The 18,545-nt window shown below is 42.1% G+C and carries 19 protein-coding genes and 1 tRNA gene; 9 read left to right on the top strand and 11 right to left on the bottom strand.

The annotated features are described in order from the left end of the window. Nucleotides 1-3: 3 nt before the first annotated feature. The 5 genes from IPP74_13965 to IPP74_13945 form a co-directional block, all read right to left on the bottom strand. A complete protein-coding gene (locus IPP74_13965; protein MBL0320376.1) occupies nucleotides 4-786 on the bottom strand; it encodes a hypothetical protein in 783 nt (260 codons plus the stop codon). 384 nt (nucleotides 787-1,170) lie between these two features. Further along, a complete protein-coding gene (locus IPP74_13960) occupies nucleotides 1,171-1,971 on the bottom strand; it encodes a hypothetical protein (protein MBL0320375.1) in 801 nt (266 codons plus the stop codon). Between the two features lie 8 nt (nucleotides 1,972-1,979). Next, complete coding sequence (locus IPP74_13955) at nucleotides 1,980-2,822, bottom strand: hypothetical protein (protein MBL0320374.1); 843 nt, start codon at nucleotides 2,820-2,822, stop codon at nucleotides 1,980-1,982. An 81-nt stretch (nucleotides 2,823-2,903) separates the two neighbouring features. Then, nucleotides 2,904-3,458 carry a hypothetical protein gene (locus IPP74_13950; protein MBL0320373.1) on the bottom strand — a complete coding sequence of 185 codons (555 nt, stop codon included), beginning with the start codon at nucleotides 3,456-3,458 and terminating at the stop codon, nucleotides 2,904-2,906. A gap of 8 nt (nucleotides 3,459-3,466) precedes the next feature. Next, on the bottom strand, nucleotides 3,467-4,066 hold the full coding sequence (locus IPP74_13945) for a hypothetical protein (protein ID MBL0320372.1): 600 nt from the start codon (nucleotides 4,064-4,066) through the stop codon (nucleotides 3,467-3,469). 795 nt (nucleotides 4,067-4,861) lie between these two features. On the opposite strand from IPP74_13945, the gene IPP74_13940 reads away from it, so the two are divergent. The 4 genes from IPP74_13940 to IPP74_13925 all read left to right on the top strand — a co-directional run bounded on the left by IPP74_13940 (nucleotide 4,862) and on the right by IPP74_13925 (nucleotide 7,134). Then, complete coding sequence (locus IPP74_13940) at nucleotides 4,862-5,266, top strand: class I SAM-dependent methyltransferase (protein MBL0320371.1); 405 nt, start codon at nucleotides 4,862-4,864, stop codon at nucleotides 5,264-5,266. A gap of 44 nt (nucleotides 5,267-5,310) precedes the next feature. Beyond that, a complete protein-coding gene (locus IPP74_13935) occupies nucleotides 5,311-5,457 on the top strand; it encodes a hypothetical protein (protein MBL0320370.1) in 147 nt (48 codons plus the stop codon). Nucleotides 5,458-5,750: 293 nt separating this feature from the next. Further along, nucleotides 5,751-6,770: a hypothetical protein gene (locus IPP74_13930; GenBank protein MBL0320369.1), complete on the top strand. Its 1,020-nt coding sequence runs from the start codon at nucleotides 5,751-5,753 to the stop codon at nucleotides 6,768-6,770. An 85-nt stretch (nucleotides 6,771-6,855) separates the two neighbouring features. Continuing rightward, nucleotides 6,856-7,134 (top strand): cation transporter, encoded by a 279-nt coding sequence (locus IPP74_13925; protein MBL0320368.1) that lies wholly within the window; start codon nucleotides 6,856-6,858, stop codon nucleotides 7,132-7,134. On the opposite strand, the gene IPP74_13920 is transcribed toward IPP74_13925, so the two are convergent. From IPP74_13920 to purL, 3 genes are all read right to left on the bottom strand, one after another. Then, the gene (locus tag IPP74_13920; GenBank protein MBL0320367.1) at nucleotides 7,044-7,304 is read right to left on the bottom strand and encodes a hypothetical protein; all 261 of its coding nucleotides are present in this window, start codon (nucleotides 7,302-7,304) and stop codon (nucleotides 7,044-7,046) included. The genes IPP74_13925 and IPP74_13920 overlap by 91 nt on opposite strands. A 205-nt stretch (nucleotides 7,305-7,509) precedes the next feature. Then, nucleotides 7,510-8,325, bottom strand: a complete 816-nt coding sequence (locus IPP74_13915; protein ID MBL0320366.1) for a hypothetical protein — start codon at nucleotides 8,323-8,325, stop codon at nucleotides 7,510-7,512. A gap of 314 nt (nucleotides 8,326-8,639) precedes the next feature. Further along, nucleotides 8,640-10,871 (bottom strand): phosphoribosylformylglycinamidine synthase subunit PurL, encoded by a 2,232-nt coding sequence (gene purL / locus IPP74_13910; GenBank protein ID MBL0320365.1) that lies wholly within the window; start codon nucleotides 10,869-10,871, stop codon nucleotides 8,640-8,642. A 172-nt stretch (nucleotides 10,872-11,043) separates the two neighbouring features. Between purL and IPP74_13905 the strand changes: the two genes are divergently transcribed. Continuing rightward, complete coding sequence (locus tag IPP74_13905; GenBank protein MBL0320364.1) at nucleotides 11,044-11,331, top strand: hypothetical protein; 288 nt, start codon at nucleotides 11,044-11,046, stop codon at nucleotides 11,329-11,331. A gap of 159 nt (nucleotides 11,332-11,490) precedes the next feature. On the opposite strand, the gene IPP74_13900 is transcribed toward IPP74_13905, so the two are convergent. The 3 genes from IPP74_13900 to IPP74_13890 all read right to left on the bottom strand — a co-directional run bounded on the left by IPP74_13900 (nucleotide 11,491) and on the right by IPP74_13890 (nucleotide 14,022). Further along, a complete protein-coding gene (locus IPP74_13900) occupies nucleotides 11,491-11,826 on the bottom strand; it encodes a hypothetical protein (protein ID MBL0320363.1) in 336 nt (111 codons plus the stop codon). 105 nt (nucleotides 11,827-11,931) lie between these two features. Then, nucleotides 11,932-13,812 carry a heavy metal translocating P-type ATPase gene (locus IPP74_13895; protein ID MBL0320362.1) on the bottom strand — a complete coding sequence of 627 codons (1,881 nt, stop codon included), beginning with the start codon at nucleotides 13,810-13,812 and terminating at the stop codon, nucleotides 11,932-11,934. Nucleotides 13,813-13,945: 133 nt separating this feature from the next. Further along, nucleotides 13,946-14,022 (bottom strand) — tRNA-Pro (locus tag IPP74_13890). Between the two features lie 156 nt (nucleotides 14,023-14,178). Between IPP74_13890 and argF the strand changes: the two genes are divergently transcribed. Genes argF through ispH form a run of 4 tightly spaced genes read left to right on the top strand, consistent with a single transcriptional unit; the run spans nucleotide 14,179 to nucleotide 18,353 of the window. Further along, on the top strand, nucleotides 14,179-15,129 hold the full coding sequence (gene argF, locus IPP74_13885; GenBank protein ID MBL0320361.1) for an ornithine carbamoyltransferase: 951 nt from the start codon (nucleotides 14,179-14,181) through the stop codon (nucleotides 15,127-15,129). Then, nucleotides 15,122-16,075 carry an aspartate carbamoyltransferase catalytic subunit gene (locus IPP74_13880; protein MBL0320360.1) on the top strand — a complete coding sequence of 318 codons (954 nt, stop codon included), beginning with the start codon at nucleotides 15,122-15,124 and terminating at the stop codon, nucleotides 16,073-16,075. Before argF ends, IPP74_13880 begins: the two co-directional genes overlap by 8 nt. Nucleotides 16,076-16,083: 8 nt before the next feature. Further along, nucleotides 16,084-17,418, top strand: a complete 1,335-nt coding sequence (locus IPP74_13875; GenBank protein MBL0320359.1) for a dihydroorotase — start codon at nucleotides 16,084-16,086, stop codon at nucleotides 17,416-17,418. A 5-nt stretch (nucleotides 17,419-17,423) separates the two neighbouring features. Continuing rightward, nucleotides 17,424-18,353 carry a 4-hydroxy-3-methylbut-2-enyl diphosphate reductase gene (gene ispH, locus IPP74_13870; protein ID MBL0320358.1) on the top strand — a complete coding sequence of 310 codons (930 nt, stop codon included), beginning with the start codon at nucleotides 17,424-17,426 and terminating at the stop codon, nucleotides 18,351-18,353. Nucleotides 18,354-18,545 lie beyond the last annotated feature (192 nt).

Raw genomic sequence — 18,545 nt, 5'->3', positions numbered from 1 at the left:
CTCCTATAACCCTTGATAGGTTTTATAAATGTTAATCTTCTCGATTATATTCGTTGTGTTCTCATGATCTGTCTTTCTATATATCTGCACTCGATATCCTCCCCAACCAAGAACTCCACGTTTAAAACGGTATCCGATTATTTCTTTAGTCCCATATTCATTTAAATGATCTCCATGAATTGTTACATATGGCCGACCGCCCGCTTTCATAAGCGTATAATGCGCTAAATGAGCCGGACTACCAATTGGGTGTAATTCTAAAAAGGCTGCTTGTGCCTCAGCATCGCTTTTGTACTTATCAATATTAAATATCGGCGCTTGATCCAGAAATTGTTTACGTTCCTGTTTTTCCTGTTCCGTGACTTCCCGAATGCGAATATCCTCTATCTCATTAGTAAGAAGCGTTATGTCTTTTCCCTGCTCATCTCTAGATGGCATAAGCCGCCTACTGATTTCGACCCAATATTCTTTAGGATTCAGCAAACCCTTTTTATAGTGTAGGCGAATAATCTTTTGTAATGCCATGTCAATGGGCTCTGGCCGCACAGTGACATCTAGCCTTAAATCATTTTTGATAAAGATATAAGCTGCACAATCCGCCATATCTCCTATAGGATAATATGATAATATCCCACTCCGTATCCCTGCCGGAGTTTTATAATCACTTATATTGAACTGACGATCGCGACTGACTTTACAGGTTCTAGATGTAATCATCGCTTCACAAGGAAATACAGCTCCCATCACGAGAGAAAAAACTCCCAATAACATAGCACACAGCTTCATTTTTATCCCTCTACAAAAACTCTTTTCATATCCCATTTCATTTGCGAAAATAGCATTTTATGTTTTCACATGTCAAGCTCTGGTTGCAAATTAATTTAGTTTTTATAACCTAGAGTAACTTTAATTTGGAGTTTTATGCAGGATTTAGAGCGGGATTACGCTCGTCGCGCAATAATTTTATGCCTCGTTTTCAAGCAAGGCTCGCCTACAAGTTCACACTATTTAAATGAAACAAATTTATTCAATGGAAACTTATTATTTTTCTCAGAAATAACACCGCTCCATTTAACATTCAAACCCGATCTCATGTCCCGATATATCAAACATTGGCTTCGCACCAATGATAATTGCTCCTTGTGCTGGCGCTTCTGACATACTTATCTCCTATAAGCCCTGGTAGGTTTTATACAATTTCACTTCTTCTATTTGGTTTAATATTATTCCATGCTCAACTTTTCGCATGATGTCGACATAATATCCTCCCCATCCAAGAAATCCCCGTTTAAAACGATAGCTGACTATCTTCTTTGTTCCGTAGTCATTTAAGTAATTATGATTGATAGTCATCCCACTTATACCGCCCGCTTTTAAAAGAGTGTAATGCGCTAAATGAGCTGGACTACCTATCGGATGCAGCATTAAGAAAGCAGCTTGAGCTTCTGTCTCATTCTTATAGGAATCAATATTAAAACGTGGTGCTAGTGCTAAAAAACGATCCCGAGTTTTTCTCTCTTCATCTGTTATTTCTCTGATACGAATATCTTCAATCTCGCTAGTTAATAAATAATCTTCTGACTTTAAACCCTGCCTAACTGGCTTTAAGCGTCTTACAACTTCAATCCAATATTCCTTTGGTTGAAAAACTCCCGTGCGATAACGGTAACGGATCACACTAAACTGATGAATATTAATTGGCTCCTCCTGAAAAAGTACATCTGTCATTAAATCCCGCTTTACTGAACCTGCCATGACACAATCAGCTCTACTACCAACGGGGAAATACGTTAATAATGCTTTCCTGATATCATCCGCAGTATTATAGTTGGCCAAATCAAATTCCTTCGCACGCTTACATGGCGTCGTATCAAAAGCCCATGCATCACTAATACCTGCGATAACTATTATTAAATTAAATAAAATAAGATAAAAATTATTAATAGATTTATTTTCAATTATTATCGACATATGTCCTCCTATAACCCCTGATAACTTCTATACACGTTAACTTTCTCAATAATATTTGTTATATTATTGTTTTCTACTTTTCTAAATACTTGAACTTGAATTTGGTTCCATCCTAGTGGATCACGTTTGAAGATATAGAATATGATATCAACCTTATCTTGCTGGTTAGTAATCCTGTTTTCTATTGAGTATCCTGGAAAATAACCAGACTTTAACAATGTGTAATGAGCCAAATGTGCAGGACTGCCGGTCGGATAAAGTTTACGAAAAGCTTCCTGCGCATCGGCTTCATTTTTATATGTACTAAAGTCAAATACAGACACATTAGCTATATTAGCCGAATATTCTTTTTTTTCTGTTTCAGTGATTTCGTGAACCCGAACATCTTCAATCTCATTAACCATCTGAAGAATCTTATTTCCAAATTCGTCTTGAAAAGATTTTACTCGCAGGAGAATTTCAATCCTATATTCTTTAGGATTAAAAAATCCAGAGGTATAGTGATAACTCATAACTCTCTGCGAATAGATATCAAGGGGCTCATTTTGAAAAACAATTTCCGTTTTAATATCATCCTCATCATAGCCTTTTCTCCAACAACTCGCTCTACTACCTGTAGGACTATGTTGAAGAATACTCTCTCTAATCTCTTTAGCATTCTTTGCTCGCTTGAAGTCATATTTTTCAACTACTGGACATGGCACGTTAATAACTCCCCAAGCATTTGATGGGTGTGAGAAATATAAACTAATTATCAAACTCAACGCAACACTTCGCATTATATTTCCATATAAATATTGAGTACGCTTTATACCAATAATTATCGCTCTATAAGCGGGCACGTCCGACATGATTCCTCCCATAACCCTTGATAGGTTTTATAAATGTTAATCTTCCCGATTATATTAGTTGTGTTCTCATGATCTGTCTTTCTATATCTGCACTCGATATCCTCCCCAACCAAGAACTCCACGTTTAAAACGGTATCCGATTATTTCTTTAGTCCCATATTCATTTAAATGATCTCCATGAATTGTTACATCAGGTAAAACAGGCACTAATCCAGCAGGTTTTATTAATTCAAACACTGCTGAGTTACAATTATTGCCAAATACTTCATAATCATAACCATGATCATTTATCTCTGAACCTTTTGCACGCATAAGGTTGAAGAGTGCCATAATCTCCGCACCTGTGCCGGTGATTTGGGTTTGGTAGTAATTGGTGGAGGGAGAGTCATTTACGTCATACCAATCATGATGAATAGTATCAGTATTAAAATTGTACGGAACAAGCGAGTCGGCCCCAACAACAAAAACATCACCAGAAAGTACATTTCTTCCTTCAGGACCAGCACGTAAGATATATCTACTACCATCGCTAAATTGGGCAATAATATAAGTATGATAACCAGCCTCATACTCTGAGATATCGATTTCTGGCTTTGCTCCAATAATTATCGCTCCATAAGCAGGGGCTTCAGACATAATTCCTCCTATAATCCCTGATAGGTTTTATACAGTTTAACTTCTTCGATTTGGTTTAAGATTATCCCTTGATTAACTTTTCTTATAATATCTACGTAGTATCCTCCCCACCCAAGAACCCCACGTTTAAAACGATAACGAATTATTTCCTTCGTACCAAATTCATTCAAATGATCACCATGAATAGTCATAAAATGCCGACCGCCCGCTTTCATAAGCGTATAATGCGCTAAATGGGCCGGGCTACCAATTGGGTGTAATTCTAAAAAGGCTGCTTGTGCCTCAGCATCGCTTTTGTACTTATCAATAATAAATACCGGCGCTTGATCCAGAAATTGTTTACGTTCCTGTTTTTCCTGTTCCGTGACTTCCCGAATGCGAATATTCTCTATCTCATTAGTAAGAACCGTTATGTCTTTTCCCTGCTCATCTCTAGATGGCATAAGCCGCCTACTGATTTCGACCCAATATTCTTTAGGATTCAGCAAACCCTTTTTATAGTGTAGGCGAATAATCTTTTGTAATGCCATGTCAATGGGCTCTGGCCGCACAGTGACATCTAGCCTTAAATCATTTTTGATAAAGATATAAGCTGCACAATCCGCCATATCTCCTAGGATAATATGATAATATCCCACTCCGTATCCCTGCCGGAGTTTTATAATCACTTATATTGAACTGACGATCGCGACTGACTTTACAGGTTCTAGATGTAATCATCGCTTCACAAGGAAATACAGCTCCCATCACGAGAGAAAAAACTCCCAATAACATAGCACACAGCTTCATTTTTATCCCTCTACAAAAACTCTTTTCATATGCCACTTCATTTGCGAAAATAGCATTTTATGTTTTCACATGTCAAGCTCTGGTTGCAAATTAATTTAGTTTTTATAACCTAGAGTAACTTTAATTTGGAGTTTTATGCAGGATTTAGAGCGGGATTACGCTGGTCGCGCAATAATTTTATACCTCGTTTTCAAACAAGGCTCGCCTACGGCTCACACTATTTATATGAAACAAATCGATTAAATTGAAACTTCTTATTTTTCTCTGAAATAATACCGCTCCATTTAACAATGGAACCCAATCTTATGTCCCGATAAATCAAACATTGGCTTCGCACCAATCATAATTGCTCCTTGCGCTGGCGCTTCTGACATATGTCCTACTATAACCCCTGATAACTTCTATAAACGTTAACTTTCTCAATAATACTTGTTATATTATTTTTTTCTACTTTTCTAAATACTTGAACTTGAACTTGAATGTGGCAGGGATCCAACAAACCGAGTTAGAAAGTGCAAAGTATAACGTGATACTTTATACTTTAGGGTTTGAAAATGTTAGACTAGAAAGTTTGGACGCATACGAAACAAGGGTTGGTGGAATTTTCAGGAGTAATGGATAACAATGAATTTGGCCTACTCCTTGATTATAACCAACTGCATCATTATTTCGATAAGATGGGCTCCGACAATGATGATGCTAAAAATAAAGTGATTGAAACATTGCTGAGACAACACAAAGTGGAGACCGTATTAGATCTTACCTGCGGAACCGGCTCGCAGGTATTGTGGCTTGCTAAACACGGATTTAACGTAACGGGTGCAGATTTCAGTCCTGCGCTTTTAGAGACCGCTAGTGAAAAAACCAGTAGGGAAAACATTGATAGTAAGTTTATTGATGGCGATATGCGTACCATCCAGGTTGGACAGTTTGATGCGGTGATAACCATCCATAATGCCGTAGGCCATCTCACGAAAGAAGGCTTTGATACGGCGATGAAGAATATTCACGCCACTTAAAAGCAGGTGGGCTGTATGTATTTGATATATTCAATTTGAATGCCATGACCGACGAGGTTGTGAATGACCTGGCTATGGATGTTAGAAGACAAATGAAAAATACGACGATCCATCAAATTCAAACGTCTACACTGGATCAAAAAAGGGGACTGCTTACTTCTTCGGATCGTTATCAAATTGAAGAAGGGTAGGCTGAGCCGAAAATCTTTAAAGGCACCTTTACCCTGCAGATTTATACAGCAGATGAGCTAACGTGTATGTTAAGTCAAAATGGCTTTGAAACCATGAATCAGTATGGGATGGATGGTGAAGAGTTTCGTGACGATAAAACGCTTAGTATTTTAACGGTGGCTAAAAAGGGCCTAGTCATTAGAATTTAAATATTAATGATTATAAATTTGTTAATTTTGGCACTATTAATAAGATACATATCTAGATTTTTTCTGATATAAGTTCCTCCCTAAAATATATTATGGAGAAATGAATGCGCGAGAAATTGGGTCATTTGAAATCTATTTGGACAAGGCATGGTTTTAAGCAATTAATAGAAGAAATTGATTTGCGCGTTTTAGCGGATAATGAATTTGATAATATTCATTTGGGAAAGGTTCTAAGAGAATGCCCTGAACATCTGACATTTGCTAAAGCACTTCAAAGGCAGAGATCACTTCGTCTGAAAAAATCCGACCCCAAGTGTTATATTTTAAATATAACTAGCCAAGATAGTATTATGGATAACTATATTCTCAATGTCAGTTACTATTTTTTAGGAATGCATACAGCCCAATACTGGGTGCGAGCAGCAACGAAATGGCCCTATTGTGCCTCCGCAAGTACAGCTCAGGAGTGCTGGGCCCCTGAATTGGTCATGCTGGCCCGTTTAGAAAAGGATAGAGACAAAAAGTTTCAGTATCTTGTTTTTGCTTTATGTGCAGGTAGTATTGAAGCCTATGTTCATTTAGCCGATTACATTACTGAAAACCTGCCGGTTTACGAGCGGCTTAAAATGCTTGTTGATAATTTGGAAGTTACCAAACAATATTTTGCCAATCTAGAAAGAAATCCCTTACCGAACGATTATAAAATGGCGCTACTGAGTTATGCTGCTGAGAACGGAAATTCACGGGGCTTAAAGCAATTACTTGAATTACGGAACATTGAGAATGGCTCTGGATTTTCTTTAAGAAATGAAACGTCTATCAATAATAATAATGCCCCCCCTTTGAATGCGATGCCGATGTCTGCCTATCACCTACCCCTGCCTGTTCATCAGCCTCAACAAGACCTTCTTGAATCAATTTCTGAGCCAACAGCCCCTAATAATGCTTATTTTAGTGCCAGGGTAAAAGTTAATCCTCGAGCCACTGAACAAAGTACATATATGATGGATACTGTATGTGGAACTGTAACTAGCAAGCCCGAATTTTTCATTCAAAGGAATGATTATGGTTATGCGCCTTCCTATCCACGAATATCAGAAGGAGGAATTGGACGAGGTTTCTAAAGGTTTTGGGTTTTCCCTTGCTCCTGTAACTGCATAGGGCATATTATCGAATTATTAAAATTGCCATGTAAGAATAAATCTACGGATAGGAAATTTTCTGCACGGCCATTCACATCAACACTCGCATTCCAAGCATGAACATAGTCATAGTCACGTGCCGGGTAATTACGGCAGGAGTTTTGCGATCGGCATTTTGCTCAATATTTTATTTATCTTCGCGGAAGTGATCTTTGGCTTGAAAGCCAATTCGCTCGCACTGATTGCAGATGCTGGTCATAATTTGGGTGACGTACTGGGACTTGCGATGGCCTGGGCCGCAACCTGGCTAGCCAAGCACCAACCACACATCAGACGTATTGAATAACCAGGGCGGCCATTATCTGCACAATAATACTGGCGGTAAAACGATTCAAGGCCAGACCAATCAACCAAACCACACAAACGTACTAAGCGGTGACCACGATCTATCATATTTTCTAAGCGGCTACGAAATAAATCTTCTTGCCCACTCACTACCGGATTCGACTGTAACATTATAACCACCTTTCAATGCCAAAAAACAACTTTCTGGCGATTTTATACCACAGTTTTTCAACTATTTAAATTATAATTCAAGGGGTTAGGTGGTTTTTTAGGGGCGACTAGGTATGATAGCCCGCTTCATACCCCCCCAAATCAATCATCGGCTTTGCACCAATTTCAATTGTCGCTTGTGGCACTTCAGACATTTTTATCCCTCCTATAATCCTTGATAGGTCTTATATAATTTTACCTGCTCAACTTCATTCAGAAGAATTCCGCCCTTAACTTTGCGATAAATATCAACGTAATAGCCACCCCAACCAAGTACACCTTTTTTAAATCGGTAACGGATTATTTCTTTGCTCCCAGCAGAACTAAGGTCATTGCCCACAATATTGATAAAATGCTTTCCACCCGCTTTCATCAACGTATAATGCGCTAAATGAGCCGGGCTGCCTATTGGGTGGAGTTTTAAGAAAGCCTCTTGAGCTTCAACATCACTTCCATAACTATCTATTTTAAAATCAGAGGCTTCTTTCAGGTATTTCTTTCTTTCATCCTCCTCTTCTTGCGTCACCTTGCGTACATCAATTCCTTCAATTTCATTGGTTAACAATAACGCAGAATGCCCCTGCTTATCTTTTGAGGGTTTGATACGCCTTATAATTTCAATCCAATATTCTTGGGAATGAAAAGTGCCTTTTTTATAATGAAGTCGTATGATGCGCTGTAATGACATATCAATGGGTTCAGGACGGACGAATACATCCTGTACAACATCGTTGCGAAATAACATGTATGCAACACAATCGGCCTCCCCACCAACGGGGTAATAATCTAACAGGGCTTTTTGAATGGCCTCAGCGGTTTCATATGCTTCAAGATCAAACTGCTTATCCCTTTTAAATTGACACGTCCTGGAAGACGATGCTTCCCCAGAAAACGGACTGATACAATAGGACACCAGCACCATAAACATTAATAATAACTTTGCGTATAATGTCATTCTTCCCTCTGCAAAAACTCTTTTCATACCCCATTTCATTTGCGAAAATAGCATTTTATGTTTTTACATGTCAAGCTCTGGTTGCAGATTAATTTAGTTTTTATAACTTAGAGTAACTTTAATTTGGAGTTTTATGCAGGATTTAGAGCGGGATTACGCTGGTCGCGCAATAATTTTATACCTCGTTTTCAAGGAAGGCTCGCCTACGGCTCACACTATTTATATGAAACAAATCGATTAAATTGAAACTTCTTATTTTTCTCTGAAATAATACCGCTCCATTTAACAATGGAACCCACTTTAAGTACAGGTAGTTGCAAAGATAGTAAAATATAATTGAATTAAGCCGCCATCAATTGCGGAATAACATTCTCGTTCGTGTGTTTAAGTGTACTGACCGCAACCTTTAAAACACCAGCAATCGTGAGTGTATCACCACCGGTTTTACCTAAGTGAGAAATGACTAGGTTTTTGTTGTTGGCTTGCTGTTCAAAATCACCGGCATGTTCACTTTGAACGGCAACCAGGTAACGGCCTTGGTCTTCGCCAAACAAGAAGGCATGTTGAGGAACGGATGTTTGTGGCAAGGTGATGTTGACACCGATGCTGTAAGGCAGGGTCATCTCGGTGAGGGCGATCAGGAAGCCGCCGTCTGAGAGATCGTGACAGGCTTTGATGGCTGTCTGCTTAGAGTAGCCTAACAGGAAATCGGCCAATGATTTTTCAGTGGCCAGGTCTACAGCAGGGGAGGTGCCATCTTCACGTTTCTCAATTTCGCGCAGATAAAGCGATGAACCCAAATGCCCATGGGTGGTACCTAACAGGAACAATTCTAAACCAGCTTCTTTAAAGTAAGATGGGCGGATAGTATTGACATCCTGTACCACACCTACGCCGCCAACCACTGGCGTTGGATAAATGCTTTTACCATTGGTTTCATTATACAAGGAAACATTTCCAGAAATCACCGGATATTCCAGTGCGTTACAGGCTTCAGCCATTCCTTCGATACAACCAACGATTTGTCCCATCACGGTTGGATGCTGGGGATTGCCAAAGTTAAGGCAATTGGTGATAGCGCGAGGTTTAGCGCCAACGGAAACCAGGTTACGATAGGTTTCAACCACGATTTGCTTACCACCTTCATAGGGATCAGCAACACAGTAACGCGGAGTACAGTCGGTAACAACGGCCAAGCCCTTATTGTTGGTTTCGTGCACACGCACAACGGCAGCATCACTGCCAGGAATAAGGACGGTATCACACATCACCTGGTAATCATATTGTTCCCAGATCCAGCGTTTTTGCGCAAGGTCTGGTGTGGCTAATAATTGAAGAAGCGTGGCTTCAAGATCTTTCGTTGCAGGGATAGAGCTAGCTTCTACCTGATCGCGTTTAGGTGTAGGAGTATGTGGGCGGTCATACACTGGGGCCTGCTCTGAAAGAGGGGCAACAGGAAGGTTGGCTATTTCCTCGCCATTGAGTTTAAGGATCAAACAGCCCGTGTCAGTAATGGTGCCGATCATGGCAAAATCCAGTTCCCATTTTTCGAAGATGCGTTTAGCTTCGTCTTGTTTTTCAGGCTTAATAATAATCAGCATCCGCTCCTGGCTTTCAGATAGCATCAGTTCGTAGGGTGTCATTTTATCTTCGCGGGTTGGAATATGTTCAAGGTTAAGTTCAATACCGGTTCCACCTTTACCGGCCATTTCAAGCGAGGAACAAGTAAGGCCAGCAGCGCCCATATCCTGGATAGCCAGGATGGCATCAGTCGCCATCAATTCAAGGCAGGCTTCCAGCAATAGTTTTTCTGTAAACGGATCACCCACCTGTACCGTCGGGCGTTTTTCTTCGCTTTTATCATCAAAGCCGGCGGAGGCCATGGTTGCACCATGAATTCCATCACGTCCGGTTTTGGCGCCTACATACACAACCGAGCTGCCGATGGCAGAGGCTGCCGAATAAAAGATTTTATCTTGGTCGGCAATGCCAACCGCCATTGCATTGACCAAAATATTACCATTATAGGATTCGTGAAATTCGCACTCACCACCTACTGTAGGTATACCCATGCAATTACCGTAACTACTGATACCACTGACCACACCCGAAAGAAGGAAGCGGGTACGATTATTATCAATGGCGCCAAAACGTAGAGCATTCAGTAAGGCAACCGGGCGTGCACCCATCGTAAACACATCGCGTAAAATACCGCCTACACCGGTAGCGGCACCTTGGAAGGGTTCAATAAAGGAAGGATGGTTATGGCTTTCAATTTTAAAAATAGCAGCCTGGTTGTCGCCTATATCGATAATACCCGCATTTTCACCCGGTCCACAAATCACCCACTCAGCTTTGGTCGGGAATTTACCCAAATGGAGGCGGGTCGATTTATATGAACAATGCTCATTCCACATAGCTGAAAAAATACCCAATTCAGTGATGTTTGGATCGCGTCCCATGATGGTCAAGATTTTCTGGTATTCATCGGTGGTTAAACCGTGCTGGGCTACAACTTCAGGGGTGATCGAAACGGAAGGGTCTTTGCGAAGTGAAAAAACGTTGCTCATCATATAGGTACAGCCAAAGGTTAAAATATGGGGGGATTCTAACATGTTGAAACCAAGTGCGCAACCATCCTGCTTGGTTGAAAGAACGTTATAGTATAGGTTTTTTACCCCATGTTAACAAATACACAACATATTTGTGGTATATTAAATGTTAGATAAGCATAAGGAGCTTCTCATGGCCATCAAACCGATTGAACATGTAGCAACGATATTAAATGCTTGTGCTACGGATCAAATACCAGCTGAACAGGCTAAAGAAACACTTGAACAGTATTTTCGCAATGTGACGACAGCTCTCATTAAAGCCTATAGTACGGAAGATCAGCAAAAATCAAAAATACTTAGAAATTGCCTGGAGGTCTCAGATGAGGCTGGATTGCTAGATAAAGAAGTTTACCAATCCTTCCGTGCTGATTTTGATGGAATTGAGTATCTACTGAGGGAAAATGGAAAGTGGAATTAATCCCCTTTCGTTAGAGTGCGGGACTTTTGGGTCATGTGCACAAAGAATGCAGACGCAGAAAGAATTCGAACGTACCTGGATATATGTATAGGTTATCTATTTACAAGTTATCTATTTACTTACCGGGTATCTACACGTGAGATAGCGTAAGCAATAAACCTACCACTCAGCAAGAGCCGCGGCGCCGTCATTGCTCTCAAGTACTCCGTCCATGTCGGTGCATTCTTTGCGAATGACCACTTTATTACCTGGGCGTCGTTGTTGTTCATTAGAGCAGATAATAGTTGAAGCAGGCGCACGCTCAGGAGCGTTAATGCTTATCTGCTGTTTTGATGGTTGAGGCTCTGTCATGGTTTGCGAGCCTGGTTGAATATCCGACTGAGTTCCGCTTTGACTGCTATCTTTCGCCGCGGGGTCTTTAACAAAAATATCATATGACTTGCAGCCGGTAAACGCTACCAAGAGTAAAGCAGAAGCAAAAAGACGGAAAATCATAGCGCGACTCATTTGTTTTTTCTAGACTCTATTCTATCTGAAAATCCCTTGAAAATCAAGAGTACATTCATTGAAAACGTGTCATAAATGAAGAATATAATGTGTCTACTTATTCAGATCCGTTTCTATTTTACTGCTCCAGGTGAGGCGCAGTGCATTGGCGATGGCTAATATATCGATGCCTTCTTGTAGCAGGGCCCCCATGACGGGAGTAATGAATCCACCGGCTGCAAACCCCATAGCAATAAGGCTCAATGTCATGCCTCCTACCGCGCTTTGCAGGACTATACGACGCATGGCGGCGCTGATATGAATCAGTTCATCGACCTTCTTCAGGGAATTTTCCATGATAACGGCACCGGCAGCTTCGGCTGTCACGCTACTATTTTGTCCAAAAGCAATACCAACGGTTGCACAAGCCAGTGCCGGAGCATCATTAATGCCATCTCCCATAAATAGAGTTGGGGATTTGGCTGTTTCGGCGCGCACAATTTCCACTTTCTGCTCGGGACGCTGCGAGGCGAAGGTTTCATTAATGCCGAGCAAATCGGCAAGGTAGCTTACTTCAGAAGCCCGATCACCTGAAACCAGCATGACCTTGGTAAATTGATGTGAGGGTGCTAGGTGACTGATAAATGATTTGCCATCAGAGCGTGGTGCATCACGAAAAGAGAATGTGGCTGCATAATGGCCATCGATCATGATAATACATTCCAGCCCGGCAGCCGTAGGTGGAAGTAATGAGGCTATTTCAGGCGTAAGGTGCAGGAGTTTTTTTCGATGCGTTATGGTTATTTCATGCCCAGCAACCATCCCGGTTAAGCCTTGTCCTGGTTTTTCGGAAACACTGCTGGCATCAATCATGGTCAGTGCAGCTTTTTGAGCGGCCTGCAAAATAGCGCTGGCAAGTGGGTGTTTGGAGTAACGCTCAAGGCTTGCCGTACGCTGCAGAATGTCATTTTTATCTACGGACTCAGCTGTGATGATATCTATCAGCTCTGGCTTGCCATACGTTAGAGTTCCCGTCTTATCAAAAATAGCCGTGCGGCAGGTAGGTAGGCGCTCAAGTACCGTAGGGTCTTTGATAATAATTCCCCGCTTAGCTGCCATTGAGATGGCGCTGATTAACGTAATGGGAATGGCAATCAGGAGTGGGCAAGGGGTTGCTACCACCAAGACGGCAAGAAAACGCATGGAATCACCTGTGATATACCATGCTCCGAAAGCCAATAGTAGCGCTAAAGGTGCAAATATAGCTCCAATTTGGTCACCCAAACGGCGAATGGTGGGTCGTTTTTGTTCTGCTTCCTGCATCACTTCCATAATTTGAGCATAGCGTGAATCAGAAGGAAGGTTAACAGCGCGGATGACCAGGACGGCTTCACCATTAATGGCGCCGGATAATACTGAAGCACCAGGCGCTTTAGATACACGATAGGGTTCACCTGTTAGATAGGATTCATCCATAGAACCGTGACCTTCGCTGACGACGCCATCAACAGGAGCTGTTTCATGCGGAAGAACGACAATCTCATCACCTATGGCAATATCAGCGAGAGAGATATCGTCGATGCGCCCATCTTTTTTTCGTTGTGCTTTGGTTGGCATACGTTCTGCCAATGCCGACAAGACAGAAGAGGCTTTGCGCATGGCGTATATTTCAAGAGCCTGGCCACCGGAAAGCATCAGCATAATCAAGACGGCGGCTAGATATTGTCCCAGCCAAGCACCTGTGACCAAAGCTAATACAGCCAGCAGATCTGCTCCGAAGTCACCGCGAAACAGCTTAAGAATAATCTGAATAATCAGCGGAATGCCGCCCAGTAAGAGAATGGTAATGAATGGAATATCAGCGAATGAAATAGCCCCCATAGAAGGAAAATGGGTTAATGTTAGCCCAAAATGCACGACAATGGCTAACACGCTGGCACCAATCAATACCCAGTTCCAAAAAGAAGAAGAGGGGAACGCAACATGATCTTTCATTAAACCCCCATATGTCAAATACAGGGACACAATAGCACAACCAGTCTATTTTAGTAGGTTAAATATGTGAAGAAGAAATGGAGTCCGTGCATTTGTCAAAAAACGACCAGCCTAAGCTCACAAGAGCGTAGGGTGGTCGGGGCGGAGAGACTCGAACTCCCGACCCCCTGGTCCCAAACCAGGTGCGCTACCAGACTGCGCTACGCCCCGACAAATGCGTCATCAGAACTTATGTCCGTAATGAACAGGCGCACAATATACCGCTTTTTACGGAAAAGGCTAGCATTTTTTTAAAAGACTTAGTGAATTAATTTAAAATATGATATAAACTGTGCTGGTAAAGCACTCTCACAATGATCTCACTCTATGCAGCACCAGACCTTACCACCTCAGCGTGGTCGCCATTTTCTTGATATCAACTTATTTGAAAAAGCTACACTGAATGCAGTGTTATCACTTGCCCTTCGTGTCAAGGATCGAATGAGATCAGGAAACAGATCCATCCCGCTAGCTTCAAAACATTTAGCGATGATTTTTGAAAAGCCCTCCACCCGTACCCGTGTATCATTTGAAGTGGGAATCAATCAGCTGGGGGGGAAAGCAATTATTCTTGATTCAGCAGGTAGTCAGTTGGGTAGAGGGGAAACAATTGCCGATACGGCCAGAGTGCTATCGCGTTATGTTGATATCATTATGATTCGCTGTTATTCGCACCAATCCTTGTTGGATTTAGCTGCCTATGCAACCGTGCCGGTGATTAATGGTTTAACCGACCGCTCGCATCCCTGCCAGATAATGGCAGACATCATGACTTTTATGGAACATCGCGGATCTATCGAAGGTAAAATTGTCACCTGGGCTGGTGATGGTAATAATGTAGCCAGATCCTGGGTTCATGCGGCAGCCATTTTGGGATTTACGTTACATCTTGCTTGTCCTAAAGAATATCAATTAGATCCCCAAACCTTAATGTGGGCGAAAGAACAGGGAGGCTGCATTAAAATGTTTGATACCGTTGATGAGGCTGCAAAAGGCGCACATCTGGTAACGACCGATGCCTGGGTCTCGATGGGTGATGTCGATGAAGAAGAGCGTTATCACCGGCTTGCACCGTTTCAGGTGAATCAAGCGATCATGGATAAAGCTGAGGCTAATGCGCTTTTTATGCATTGTCTTCCTGCGCATCGCAACGATGAAGTCACGGATGACGTGATGGATGGTCCACAATCTGTTGTTTTTGATGAAGCTGAAAACCGCCTCCATATTCAAAAAGCCATTATGCTTTGGTGTTTAAACAATGAGAATGCTTATGAATAGTGTTAAACCGTACCGTTTTCCTTATAAAGATCTGCTTAGTATTGATCAGTTTAGCCAGCAGGACATATTAACCATCCTTGATTTGGCCGATCACTACGTTGAACAGAATCGTAAACCGGATAAAAAACACTCAACTATCCTTGCTAATAAAACACAGATAAACCTGTTCTTTGAAAATTCAACCAGAACCCGTACGTCGTTTGAGCTGGCTGCAAAATGGTTGGGATGTGATGTGGTGAATATGGAAGTGGAAACATCATCTGTCAAAAAAGGTGAAACACTGATTGATACGGCGGCGACACTCAACGCCATGCATCCTGAATTTATTGTTGTCCGCCATCCAGATAGCGGCGCGGTGCACTTGTTGGCGGAGAAAGTGAATTGTTCGGTTATCAATGCCGGAGATGGTCGTCATTCGCATCCAACCCAAGCGTTGTTAGATGCCGCAACTATTCGCCGCAGCAAAGGAAAAATAGCTGGCCTTACGGTGGCTATTTGTGGTGATATATTGCACAGCCGTGTAGCGCGTTCCAATATTACCTTGCTTAAATTAATGGGTGCCAATGTCCGTTTGATTGCGCCGACCACATTGATGCCTTATGGAGTTGAAGTGTTTGGTGTCGAAACTTACACGGATATGCGCGAAGGTTTAAAAGACGTTGATGTTGTGATGATGCTGCGCATTCAAAAAGAACGGATGGATGGAAGTTTTATTCCATCCGAGCGTGAATATTTTAGATTCTTTGGCTTGGATCGTCGCAAGTTGGCATATGCCAAACCCGATGCCAGTGTGATGCACCCGGGACCCATTAATCGCGGGGTAGAAATTTCCAGTGATATCGCCGATGATCTAACACGCAGCTTAATTTTAGAACAGGTTGAAATTGGAGTGGCTGTAAGACAGGCAATCCTGGAGTTATTAGCATCAAATATTACTAGAACATAGGAAACTCAATGACTGGCGCACCTCAATTTACTGCTCCTTACCAGCAACAGAAACCAGGTAAAATAGCCTATATTAATGCCCGGGTAGTTGATCCTGAATCGGGTTTAGATACCAAAGGTGCAGTGCTTACTGAACGAGAACTTATTATAGATGTAGGTGCTAATCTTTTTGCCGATGGTGTTCCTGAAGGAATCGACGTCGTTGATTGCGGCGGGCATGTGTTGTCGCCAGGATTATTGGATATCCAGGTGCATTTTCGTGAACCTGGTGAAGAAGGAAAAGAAGATTTAGCGTCTGGCAGTAAAGCCGCAGCAGCCGGTGGTGTAACGACGGCCGTGTGTATGGCAAATACCAAACCGCCAATTGATTCGGTGCATGTGGTTGAATTCCTTAAGAAGCGTGCACGTGAAACCAGTTTTGTGAATATCGAAACCTATGCCACGATTACCAAAGGTATGCGCGGTGAAGAATTATCGGAAATGGGATTATTGAAAGAGGCAGGCGCTGTTGGATTTAGCGATGACGGGTTGCCGGTCATGAATAGCCGGGTTATGCGTCGTGCCATGGAATATGCCAAAATGTTCAATATGCCTATTGCCCAGCATGCGGAAGATTTAACACTTTCCCATGGCAGTTGCATGAATGAGGGTCCCACCTCTACCAAGTTAGGTTTAGAAGGGGTTCCTAATGCTGCAGAAGCCATTATTGTTAGCCGAGATTTGCATTTATTGGAAATTACCGGTGGGCATTATCATGTGCTGCATATCTCAACCCGTCAGGCAATCGAAGCAGTGAGGCAAGCCAAAGCAAGAGGATTGAATGTAACATGTGAAGCGGCACCTCACCATTTTGCACTGACCGACCAGATGGTAGGCAGTTTTAGGACCTTTGCCAAAATGAACCCGCCCTTGCGTTCGCAGGAAGATTGTGAAGCTGTGATTGAAGGGCTAAAAGATGGCACAATTGATGCCATTGCTACGGATCATGCCCCACATGGACCAGCCCATAAACGGTTACCCTTTGCATCGGCAGCATACGGTATTGTCGGTTTAGAAACCATGCTTCCTCTCGCATTACAGTTATACCATGATGGTCACTTAAGCCTGTTAGATGTACTTGGAAAAATGACGTATCAGGCAGCGGATATTTTAAAGCTTAATGCTGGCAGGATTGCTAAAGGTAAACCAGCCGATCTGACCTTGATCGATTTAGGACGTGAATGGTCGGTTGATACGCTGCAATTTTCTAGCAAATCCAAAAATGCACCTTTTGATGCGTTTGTGGTAAAAGGTCGTGCTGTGCGCACCGTGGTAAGAGGTAAAACTGTATTCGAATTAGTGTAACGTAGATGAAGCAGGTCATATTAGCTCAACCGCGAGGTTTTTGTGCAGGTGTTGAACGGGCGATCCATATCGTGGAGCTCGCTATTGAAAAATATGGCCCGCCTGTTTATGTACGCCATGAGATTGTGCATAATGCGTATGTGGTAGAAGATTTAAAACGCAAAGGTGCTGTGTTTGTTGATGAACTTGATGAAATCCCCGAAGGTGCGATTACTGTATTTAGCGCCCATGGTGTAGCCGAAAGTATCGTTGAACACGCTAAAGAACGCAATCTGCCTGTGATTGATGCGACGTGCCCCCTGGTAACTAAAGTCCATAAAGAGGCGCAGCGCCACGAACAAGAGGGTGCGCAAATTATTCTTATTGGTCATAAAGGCCACCCCGAAGTAGAGGGGACTAGCGGCCAGGTTAAAAGTGAGGTTATTATTGTTTCTTCCAAAGAAGAGGTGGAGACATTAGACGTCAGCAATGTTGGAAAACTAGCCTATGTTACCCAGACCACTTTAAGCGTGGATGATACACGTGCCATTATTGAGGCTTTAGAAAAACGTTTTCCTCATATTGTCGGCCCTGATTTGCGTGATATTTGCTATGCCACGCAAAATCGCCAAAATGCCGTACGGATGCTTGCCAAACAAGTGGATTTATTATTGGTTATAGGTGCTGTTAATAGTTCTAATTCCAATCGTTTACGCGATTTAGGCGAAGAAATGGGGGTTCCCTCTTACTTGATTGCTGGAGCTGATGAAATCGATGCTTCCTGGTTAGATGGTATCAGCAAAATAGGTATCACGGCTGGTGCTTCAGCGCCTGAAATTTTAGTAGAACAAGTGATCCATCGACTTTCAACATTAGCTGATATCACCGTATCAAGCATGGATGGTATTGTGGAGAATGTAAAATTTAAACTTCCTGAGATGGTTGATGAGGTTTAGCTCCCGATAAACGGTAAACACTGGACGGCAGATTGCTTCAGCTGAGATATTCTTACTCTTTCATCATAACTTGAATGGGTATATCTTTTCATACGCAACATCTTTTTGAAGTGTTTGTCAGTCAACAAACATCATAAGGTGTTGCACTTCATTTTAGAACAGGCCCTCTTTCATTATTCATCCTAATTTTTT

The sequence above is a fragment of the Alphaproteobacteria bacterium genome (genome assembly GCA_016722515.1).
In the GTDB taxonomy this organism is placed as follows: Bacteria; Pseudomonadota; Alphaproteobacteria; order Rickettsiales; family JADKJE01; genus JADKJE01.
This window is presented reverse-complemented; position numbering and strand designations above follow the sequence as displayed.